The following is a 9,321-nucleotide window of genomic DNA, read 5'->3' as shown; positions in this document are numbered from 1 at the left end:
CGGGGTTGCGACGCAGCAGCTCGCGGATGCACTTGACGACCAGATCGTCGGCACGGGTCTCGTGGTAGATGCCCTTGGGGCCCGCCTTGCCGAACGGTGTGCGGACGCCGTCGACGAAGACGACGTCGGCGGGGTTGTGGTGGGCGGCGAGCCAGCGCAGGGCGGTGGTGTCGATGCCCCGGCCGCGCACGATGGACAGGGCGTAGTGCGGGAGTTCGACGCCGTGCCGGGCGAGCGCCCAGCGGCGCATCAGGACGCCGACGGGTGTGCCGGCGCGGGCGAGGGAGACGAGGACCGGGGGGCGGCCCTCGTCGCCGCGTTCGGCGAGCACGGTCTCGGTGACCGCGCCGACCGCGCGGGCGATGCGGTCGGCCGCGGCGTCGAGTGCGCTCTGGAAGAGGCGCTGGTAGTCGGCGCTGGGCTGGTACTCGACGGGCAGGGACTCGGCGTAGTGGGCGCCGCCGTTCTGGATGGCCTCCTCGCGCTCCTCGGTGGGCGCCTCCAGCCGGACGTCGGAGAGGTCCTGGAGCAGCCAGCGGCACTCGTCGGCGGTGTAGGAGGAGAAGCCGGGTCCGCCGAGCGGGGTGGGGAGCGGCAGCCAGGACGGGACGGCGGCGAGCAGCACGCGGCCGGTGTGGGCGGCCAGGTGGGCGAGCAGGCCGTCGGGGGCGTGGAGTTCGGGGGTGTCGCCGGTGGAGTCGGTGACGACGACGACGGCGTCGAACGGCGAGCCGTCGGCGGCGGGGCTGACGTTGTAGGCGTAGCGGGTGCCGGGGCCGTCGGCGGGCCGGTCGTGGGCGGGGAAGGCGAGGCGGGTGCGGATGGCGTACCCGGGGTCGTCGACGGCGAGGACGGGTGAGCGGGTGGTGGTGGAGAAGCGCACCTCGGCGGTGGTGGCGCCGGTGAGGGCGTCGGCGAGCCGCAGCGGGGTGTACATCAGTTCCTCGGTCCCGAGGACGAGCACGCGGCGGGCGCCGGCGGGCAGGGCGGCGGCGAGGCGGTCGGCCATCGCGGGCAGGGCGGCTTCCAGCCGGGCCCGGTGGGCGGGGGTGAAGCCGTGCCGGCCGCCGTCGGGGAGGCCGACGGGCCAGCCGAGGTCGACGCGGTGCGCGGTGGCCGGGTCGCCGGGTGGTGCGGTGGGCGGCTCGGGCTGGGCGGCTACGAGTGCGGCGCCGCGTGCGAGTACGTCGTCGGGGAGGGTCACGCTGCCGGTGGCGAGCGCGACGACGTCGACGCGGGCGCCGAGTTCGGCGGCGAACTTGGCGAGGTCGGCACGGTCGGTCTCGGAGCGCAGGTCGACGAGGGTGGCGACGACGTAGCGCTCCCGCGGGTTGGCGTGGTGCAGGGCGGCGAGGGTGTTGCGCACGGTGCGGCCGGTGGAGAGTTCGTCGTCGACGAGGACGAGGGGGCCGTCGCCGGTGAGGAGTCGCGGGTCCTCGGGGAGCAGCAGGTGGGAGGTGTGGTGGGAGTGCTCCTCCTCGAAGCCGCCGGCCCGCCGGGCGCCGGGCACGGGCCGCCGGGTGGAGTGCAGGTGGTCGGCGGCGCCCATGCCGTCGGCGACGCACTGGCCGAGGCCGGTGGCGGTCTCGGCGTAGCCGATGACAACGGCCCGGGCGCCGTCGGTGTCGCCGAGCAGGTCCCGTACCCGGTGGCCGAGGCCGAGGCCGGCGCCGTAGACGACGTCGGGGAGCTGCGGCACGTGCTTGCCGAGCACGTCGGAGACGAGGAGGTGGGCGCGCCGGGGGTTGCGGCGGACGGCGAGGCCGAGGAGGTCCCGCAGGCCCTGGCCGGCGAGGTCGACGCCGAGTCGGTCGGCGACCCACCGCCCGGTCCAGGTGCCGGCGGGGTCGGCGGGCCGCTGCGCGGGCACGGTGGCCCTCTCGCCGGGCGCCGCTGGGATGTGCTGACTGTGTGTCACGCCGCTCACTCGTTCGCTCATACGAGGCTCGCCGCCAGCAGGTCGACGAAGTCCACGTCCTCGCGTGCGACTCCGAAGACCTCGGCCCTGAGCAGAGTGCGTTCCGCCCAGGCCCGGTGGGGCTTCACCTCGTTCATCTTGTTGGTGTACACGGATCGCAGGACGCCGCCGCCTCCGCGTTCGGGGCGGAGTATGTCGGTGGCGTCGCTGTACTCCTCGTGGCTGACGACCGACAGCGCGTGGACGGGCGCCACGTGGCTGGGGTGGATGCAGGTCTTGCCGAGCAGGCCGTTGACCCGGTCGAGCTGGGTCTCGCGCAGCAGGCCGTCCATGTCCTGCTCGATGAGTTCGGCCCGGAGTTCGTCGGCGCCGCCGGCGAGGAAGGGGCTGCGGCGAAGCTGCGGCTTGAACATGCGCTGCTGGGGGCGGAAGTACTCCCACACGGGCCCGGTGACGGTGAGGCCGCTGCCGTCGTGCCGGCCGAGGACGTTGACGACGTCGGCGATGACGGTGGCGACGAGCTTGACGTCGTAGGCGGTCATGTCCGGGGTGCGGCGCAGCCCGTAGGCGGAGCAGAAGTCGGTGACGCCCAGCCGCAGCGCGAGGACGTTGTCGCGGTACTTGGTGACGGCGCGCCGGATGCCGGCCAGGGTTTCGGCGCGGGTCTCCAGGTAGAGCAGTTCGGGGGACTCCAGCACGGGCATGGCGTACAGCCGGCGTCCGGCGGTGGCCTCGGCGGCGGTCAGCGCCTCCAGGAACGGCAGGCCGCGGTCCTCGGTGAACTTCGGCAGGACAAAGCCGCTGAGCAGTCGGGCGTTGTCGCCGAGCCGGCCGGTGAGGGAGGTGATCTGGGCGGGTTCGCGGACCCGGACGAACAGCAGCGGCAGCTCGGTGCGCCCGTCGGTGCCGGCGGCGAGTTCGGCGAACTGGCGGACCAGGTTGTCCTCGGCCGCGTCGACGTCGGCGTCGGCGATGGAGTCCTCCAGGCACAGCACCATGGAGACGACGCCCCGGGTCGCGGCCTGCTTGGTGATGTCGGCGGCGAGGTGGGGGCGGGTCGCCGGGCTGTAGAGGGTGGCGCCCAGGGCCACGGACAGGGTCCGGGCCGGGGAGTCGGCGGTGAACTCGCCGGGTTGGCGGTGGAAGAGAGCCTGCCGCGCGTCTGGCCCGATGTGCCGGAAATGGCGCATGGCACCCCCGTTTCCTTCTGTGTGGCTGCGACCCGCGTGTGCCGGTGAGTTCCGACCGGCAATCGTACGTGCGAGCTACGAGCGGTTGTCCCACCCGTCGTGGAAAGTGTGGTGAAGCGGCTGTAACCGTCGTGTCACCACCGTGCCCCGGTTGCGTCGCCGGCTCCCGGTGGCCCGGTCGGCCGTCCCGCGTTGTCGACGCGCGGTGGAGGAGGCAGGATGTCAGCCATGACGCACGCGATGACCAAGGGATCGAACATCCAGCTGTACGCGTCAGCCGTGCGCGCGGTGCTGCGCTGGTCCGAAGGTCCCGGCGTGCCCGACGTCGACGCCTCCGCGCTGCTGCTGGGGCCCGGCGACCGGGTGCGCGGTGACGCCGACTTCGTCTTCTACAACCAGCCGCGCCATCCGTCGGGGCTGGTCAGGCACCTGGCGAAGACCAGGGAGCCGGAGGGCCTCGCGGACACCGTGGAGGCCGATCTGGCCGGTCTCGACGCCTCGGTGGAGCGTGTGCTGCTGACCGCCTCCGCCGACGGCGGCACGTTCGCCCAGGTGCCGGGCGGTCTGCGGCTGCTGCTGCGGGACGCCGCCGGTGGCGAGACCATCGCGCTGTTCGACATGGAGCCGGAGACCGGCGAGGAGACCGCGCTGATCTGCGGTGAGCTGTACCGGCGCGGGGACGGTTGGAAGTTCCGCGCGCTCGGTCAGGGCTACACCAGCGGGCTGGTGGGGCTGGCCACCGAGTACGGCGTCTCGGTCGACGACTCGCCGGAGGCCGACGACGCGACGGCCGGAGAGCCGCCGGCCGGGGTTCCGGAGCCGCGTGCGGCCGAGGAGGAGACGGTGCCGCCGCCTCCGCCGGAGCCGGACCTCCCCGACCCGGAGCCGGTGCCCGTGCCGCGTCCGGAGCCGCGCCCCAAGCCGGAGCCGACGCCCGCGCCCGACCCGGTGCCGACGCCTCCCCCGCCCCCGCCGGAGCCGCCGCAGCCGCTCTCGCCCGAGCCGCCGCAGCCGACGGTGGCCGCGCCGGTGGCGGGGTACGGCTACCCGCACCCGCCGGCCCGGCCGCCCGGTCCGGCGTACGGGTACCCGCCGGCCCAGCCGGCCGGGCCCGCGTACGGCTATCCGCCGCAGCCGGACCCGGCGTTCACGCTGCCGCCGCAGGGTCCGCAGTTCGTCGGCCGCTGACGGCGGGGCCGTCGCGTCGGGCCGGTTACTTGTAGCCCCGGCCCCAGGTCATGCCCCAGCCGTAGAGCCGGTCGAGGTCGGCCTGGTACCCGTAGACGTAGCGGACCTCGCGGCGCACGACAAGTTCGTCCTTGTCGTGCTCGATGAGCAGGACCGCCACGGACCGGGCCTCCGGGGCCCGTTCGGTGAGCCGGACCTCGATCTGCGGGCCGTTGCTCGGCACGAGCGTGACGATGGCGTTGGTGCGTTCGAAGGCGGGCGTGCTGTCGTAGACGTAGACGAAGACCAGCAACCGTTTGATCTTGTCTGCCTGGTCGAGGTTGACGTACAGGGTCTCGCCGGAGCCGGAGCCGAAGCGGTCGTCACCGGTGAGCTTGATGTAGGGCGGCTCGTTCATGCTGCCGAGCAGCTCGCCCAGCGGCTGGACGACCCCCTTGGTCCCGTCGGCCAGTTCGTACATGCACGCCAGGTCGAGGTCGACGTTGACCATGCCCTGGGTGTGGCCGCTGATGGGCTGGGGCTTGAGCATCTGCAGCGGGTGGCGGAGCGAACCGCGTCGGCGCTGGCGCTCGTTGAGGTCGGGGGTGCGCATCTGCCAGCTGAGGTTGACCCTCATGGTGCCGGCCGCCGCGCCCTGTTTGGTGAGCGAGAGGGTCGGGTTGCGCTTGGTGAGTTCGGTGGAGTGACCCGAGCCGAGCATGTCGAAGCTCTGACCCCGGGTGCCGCCACCGGTGCGAAGGTGCTCCCACAGGGAGACCATGTGTGTGCCCCCAATCCCGTCTTCCCGTACCGGAAACCGCCACGGGGCGGCCGGGGTCCGCGCCCGGGAGTCGCCTCCCGGTGCGCACCACAGCCGCCCCGCAGTTCAGCGTTCCGCATACGGGCCGATGTGACACACGTTTTTGCCCGGTGTTCACATAACGGACGTTCAGGCCTTTGTTGTCAGGACCGCCGCCGGTGGCTCCTTCTCCCCCTCGTCGTCCTCGCCGTCGCCGCCGCTCAGGCGGTTGTGCCGGACCGAGGAGAGGAAGGAGAGTCCGATCAGCGCGACGCCCAGCAGGCCGGTGATGACCTCGTGGATCTCCCAACGGACGGTCACCAGCAGGATCATGGCGAGGGCGCCGATGGCGTAGTGCGCGCCGTGCTCCAGGTAGACGTAGTCGTCCAGGGTGCCCTCGCGGACCAGGTAGACGGTGAGCGAACGCACGTACATCGCGCCGATACCGAGGCCGAGCGCCATCCAGAAGATGTCGTTGGTGATGGCGAAGGCGCCGATGACACCGTCGAAGGAGAACGAGGCGTCCAGGACCTCGAGGTAGAGGAAGAGGAAGAACGCGGCCTTTCCGGCCAGGCCCACCGCGCTCTTCGGCTTGTCGCCGGACGCCTTGGCGGCCTCCTCCAGCTCGTGCTCCCGCTCCTCGTCCTCCTCCAGCTTGTTCTCGAAGTGGCCGGAGAGGCCGTTGACGAGGAGGTAGGTGACAAGACCGGCGACACCGGCGAGCAGCACGGTGGCGGACTTGTCCTCGGTGCCGGCGTACATGTGCGCCTGCGGCGCCATGACAACGGCGGTGCCCAGCAGGGCGATCAGCGCGACACAGACGGCGAGGCCGTCGACGTTGCCCAGGCGGCCGAGCGGACGCTCGAGCCACGGCACCCACTTGTGCTCACGCTCGTCGAACAGGAAGTTGAGGAAGATCATCAGCAGGAACATGCCGCCGAACGCCGCGATGCCGGCGTGCGCGTCGGTGACCATCTGCTGGTAGGCGTCCTTGTCCTGCATCGCCAACTGGACGGCCTCGATGGGGCCGACCTTGGCGCTGATCGCAACGATCGCGACCGGGAAGACCAGGCGCATGCCGAACACGGCGATGAGGATGCCGATGGTGAGGAAGATGCGCTGCCAGAAGGCGTTCATCTTCTTCAGAATGCTGGCGTTGACCACCGCGTTGTCGAACGACAGCGAGATCTCGAGGATGGAGAGGATCGCCACGATGGCGAACCCCTTCCACCCCCAGAAGTAAGCGGCTACCGCGAGTCCCGCGGCAGTCACGCCGAAGGACCAGCCGAAGGTTCTCAGAACCACTGGGTTACCCAATCTCTCTCATGGAGATCCCCCGCGCACCCAGCGCGGCCGGACCACAGTCTCGTGGCGGCGTCAGACCACGTTGACGCCGAAGTCTAGGGCGATGCCACGCAGCCCCGAAGCGTACCCCTGCCCCACCGCGCGGAACTTCCACTCCTGCCCGTAACGGTACAGCTCGCCGAAGAGCATGGCGGTCTCGCTGGAGGCGTCCTCGGTGAGGTCGTAGCGGGCCAGCTCGTTGCCGTCGGCCTGGTTCACCACGCGGATGTAGGCGTTGGTCACCTGTCCGAAGGTCTGCCGCCTGGCGTCCGCGTCGTGGATCGAGACGGCGAAGACGATCTTGTCGACCTGTGGCGGGACCAGGGTGAGGTCCACCAGGACCGTCTCGTCGTCACCGCCCCCGGAACCGCCGACGAGTTCGTCGCCGGTGTGCTCGACCGAGCCGTCGGGGCTCTTCAGGTTGTTGTAGAAGACGAAGTACTCGTCTCCCAGGACCCGGCCGCCGGCGCACAGCAGCGCGCTCGCGTCCAGGTCGAAGTCCGCTCCGGTGGTGGCGCGGGCCTGCCAGCCCAGACCGATCTCCACCCGTGTGAGGTTCGGCGCGGCCTTCGAGAGGGAGACGTTGCCTCCCTTGGCGAGCGTGACACCCATGTCGTGGTCCTCTCCCCGGTGTTGGCGCCCGGTGTTTGCTGCGACAAGTCTTGCCAAGCCGTCCGGCGCCGCACACCCCCCGAACTCGGAAGTCTGCGGCGCCGGAAGCTGCCGTGATCAGGTGCGGCCGATCGGCCGCGCCAGGGGTTTCAGACGTTGACGCCGAAGTCCTGGGCGATGCCGCGCAGGCCGGAGGCGTAGCCCTGGCCGATGGCCCGGAACTTCCACTCGGCGCCGTGCCGGTACAGCTCACCGAAGACCATGGCGGTCTCGGTGGAGGCGTCCTCGGTGAGGTCGTAGCGGGCCAGCTCGTTGCCGTCGGCCTGGTTCACCACGCGGATGTAGGCGTTGCGGACCTGGCCGAAGCTCTGCTGCCGGGCCTCCGCCTCGTAGATCGAGACCGGGAAGACGATCTTCTCGACGTCGGCCGGGACGCCGGCCAGGTTGACCTTGATGACCTCGTCGTCGCCGTCGCCGTCACCGGTGAGGTTGTCACCGGTGTGCTCGACCGAACCGTCCGGGCTCTTCAGGTTGTTGAAGAACACGAAGTTCTGGTCCTTGTTGACCTTGCCGGACCCGTCGGCCAGCAGGGCGCTGGCGTCCAGGTCGAAGTCGGCACCGGTGGTGGTGCGCGAGTCCCAGCCCAGACCGACGAGCACGGCGGTCAGGTTCGGGGCTTCCTTGGTCAGCGAGACGTTGCCGCCCTTGCTGAGGCTGACTCCCACGAGTCCCTCCAAAATTCGTTTCTGTGTACGTGCGGCCGGACGGTGTACGCCGGCCCACTGGCTACGGATGCCGTCTGGAGCAACGAGCCGACCCCGGTCGACGGTTCCCGTGAGCGAGGGTGACATCGGCCCCGCAGCCCAGGTCAGAGCCGCCCGGCAACCGGATCAGAGCTGCTCGAGCGCCTTGACGTAGTCGTTGATGTCGCGGGCGTCCGGCAGTCCGTTGACAACCGTCCAGCGGATCAGGCCCTCCTTGTCGATGACAAAGGTGCCGCGGACCGCGCAGCCCTTCTCCTCGTCGAAGACGCCGTAGGCGCGGGCGGCCTCGCCGTGCGGCCAGAAGTCCGACAGCAGCGGGTAGCCGAGGTTCTCCTGCTCGGCGAAGATCCGCAGCGAGAACGGGGAGTCGCAGGAGACGGCGAGCAGCTGCACGTCGTCGCTGACGAACGTCGGAAGCTCGTCGCGGAGCGCGCACAGCTCGCCGGTGCACACACCGGTGAAGGCGAACGGGTAGAAGAGCAGGACGACGTTCTTCTCACCGCGGAAGTCCGAGAGACGGACGGACTCGCCGTGCTGGTTGCGCAGCTCGAAATCCGGGGCCTTGGTGCCGACCTCGATGGCCATCGGGTGTGGTCCCTCCGTTTGGGGGTCAGGCTGACGGGCCCACACTAAGCCGTGGCGGCGGGGCGCCGGAGCGGACCCCGCGGATTCCGGCCGGAGGACCGCCCACGCGTGCGCCGGGCCGGCTCGCGGTGAGCCGGCCCGGCGTCGGGCGGATGTGTGACGACGCGCTCAGGCCTTGCCGGCGCGGCTCGCCTTCGGGGTGACCAGGCGGCTGCCCGTCCAGTCCTTGCCGACGGCGAAGGGCTTGGTCTGCTGGAGGCCGGCGGTCTGTGCCGCCTCGCCGATCTCGCTCGGCTGGACGTAGCCGTCGCGCCCGGTCTTCGGCGTCATCAGCCAGATCGGGGAGCCGTCGTCCACCAGCGAGATGGCGTCCACCAGCGCGTCCGTCAGATCGCCGTCATCCTCCCGGAACCACAGCACGACGGCGTCGGCGAGATCGTCGTAGTCCTCGTCGACCAGCTCGGTGCCGGTGATGGCCTCGATGCCCTCGCGAAGTGACTGCTCGGTGTCCTCGTCGTAACCGAGCTCCTGGACCACCTGTCCGGGCTGGATACCCAGCCTGGCGGCAGGGTTGGTCCGCTCCTCCGCGTGGTCCGCGGTCGCGCTCACGGATTGCCTCCTGTTCATGTTGCGAAAGTACCCGTCTGACCGCGTGTACGCGAATGTCTCGGATACACGGGGCAGTGCTTCGCCGTAGTCCACACGTGCGGGGCGGATCGCGCAAGTACCCGGTGGCCCGCCCGGTGCGGGCGTTGACGTGCCTCCACCCTGCACAGCGCGCGGGCGCGGCGCCACAGGAGGGGCGCCGTACGGCTCTCGGCGGCGTCCTCGTGACCGCCCGGTCGCCCCCCCGCGCGGCCCCGGGGAGCCTCGGGGGAGGCACCGGGGCCCAGGCGGGTCGCGCGGGGCCGGGAGGGTGGCGTCAAGCGGGTGTGCGAATGG

9 protein-coding genes are annotated in these 9,321 nt (G+C 71.3%); 1 reads left to right on the top strand and 8 read right to left on the bottom strand.

Translation table 11 applies throughout. The annotated features are described in order from the left end of the window. Positions 1–1,939 (bottom strand): phosphoribosyltransferase domain-containing protein (locus tag GL263_RS15095; protein ID WP_182856222.1); only part of this gene is annotated, 1,939 nt, incomplete at its 3' end. Then, on the bottom strand, positions 1,936–3,108 hold the full coding sequence (locus GL263_RS15090; protein WP_182856221.1) for an HpcH/HpaI aldolase/citrate lyase family protein: 1,173 nt from the start codon (positions 3,106–3,108) through the stop codon (positions 1,936–1,938). The genes GL263_RS15090 and GL263_RS15095, both read right to left, overlap by 4 nt. Before the next feature lie 228 nt (positions 3,109–3,336). On the opposite strand from GL263_RS15090, the gene GL263_RS15085 reads away from it, so the two are divergent. Further along, the gene (locus GL263_RS15085) at positions 3,337–4,296 is read left to right on the top strand and encodes a TerD family protein (protein WP_182856223.1); all 960 of its coding nucleotides are present in this window, start codon (positions 3,337–3,339) and stop codon (positions 4,294–4,296) included. Positions 4,297–4,321: 25 nt separating this feature from the next. Here GL263_RS15085 and GL263_RS15080 read toward each other — a convergent pair whose 3' ends face one another. From GL263_RS15080 to GL263_RS15055, 6 genes are all read right to left on the bottom strand, one after another. Continuing rightward, positions 4,322–5,056, bottom strand: coding sequence for a Tellurium resistance (locus tag GL263_RS15080; protein ID WP_182856220.1), 735 nt, complete (start codon positions 5,054–5,056; stop codon positions 4,322–4,324). 168 nt (positions 5,057–5,224) lie between these two features. Then, positions 5,225–6,379 carry a DUF475 domain-containing protein gene (locus GL263_RS15075; RefSeq protein WP_182856219.1) on the bottom strand — a complete coding sequence of 385 codons (1,155 nt, stop codon included), beginning with the start codon at positions 6,377–6,379 and terminating at the stop codon, positions 5,225–5,227. Between the two features lie 72 nt (positions 6,380–6,451). Beyond that, a complete protein-coding gene (locus GL263_RS15070; RefSeq protein WP_182856218.1) occupies positions 6,452–7,030 on the bottom strand; it encodes a TerD family protein in 579 nt (192 codons plus the stop codon). 149 nt (positions 7,031–7,179) lie between these two features. Beyond that, positions 7,180–7,755: a TerD family protein gene (locus GL263_RS15065; RefSeq protein WP_182856217.1), complete on the bottom strand. Its 576-nt coding sequence runs from the start codon at positions 7,753–7,755 to the stop codon at positions 7,180–7,182. Positions 7,756–7,920: 165 nt separating this feature from the next. After that, the gene (locus GL263_RS15060; protein ID WP_182856216.1) at positions 7,921–8,379 is read right to left on the bottom strand and encodes a peroxiredoxin; all 459 of its coding nucleotides are present in this window, start codon (positions 8,377–8,379) and stop codon (positions 7,921–7,923) included. A gap of 168 nt (positions 8,380–8,547) precedes the next feature. After that, positions 8,548–8,988, bottom strand: coding sequence for a DUF3052 domain-containing protein (locus tag GL263_RS15055; protein ID WP_143649844.1), 441 nt, complete (start codon positions 8,986–8,988; stop codon positions 8,548–8,550). Positions 8,989–9,321 lie beyond the last annotated feature (333 nt).

The sequence above is a fragment of the Streptomyces durbertensis genome, from assembly GCF_014156695.1.
Classification (GTDB): Bacteria; Actinomycetota; Actinomycetes; order Streptomycetales; family Streptomycetaceae; genus Streptomyces; species Streptomyces durbertensis.
Note: the sequence above shows the minus strand (reverse complement) of the source record. Positions and strands in the feature narration are given on the sequence as shown.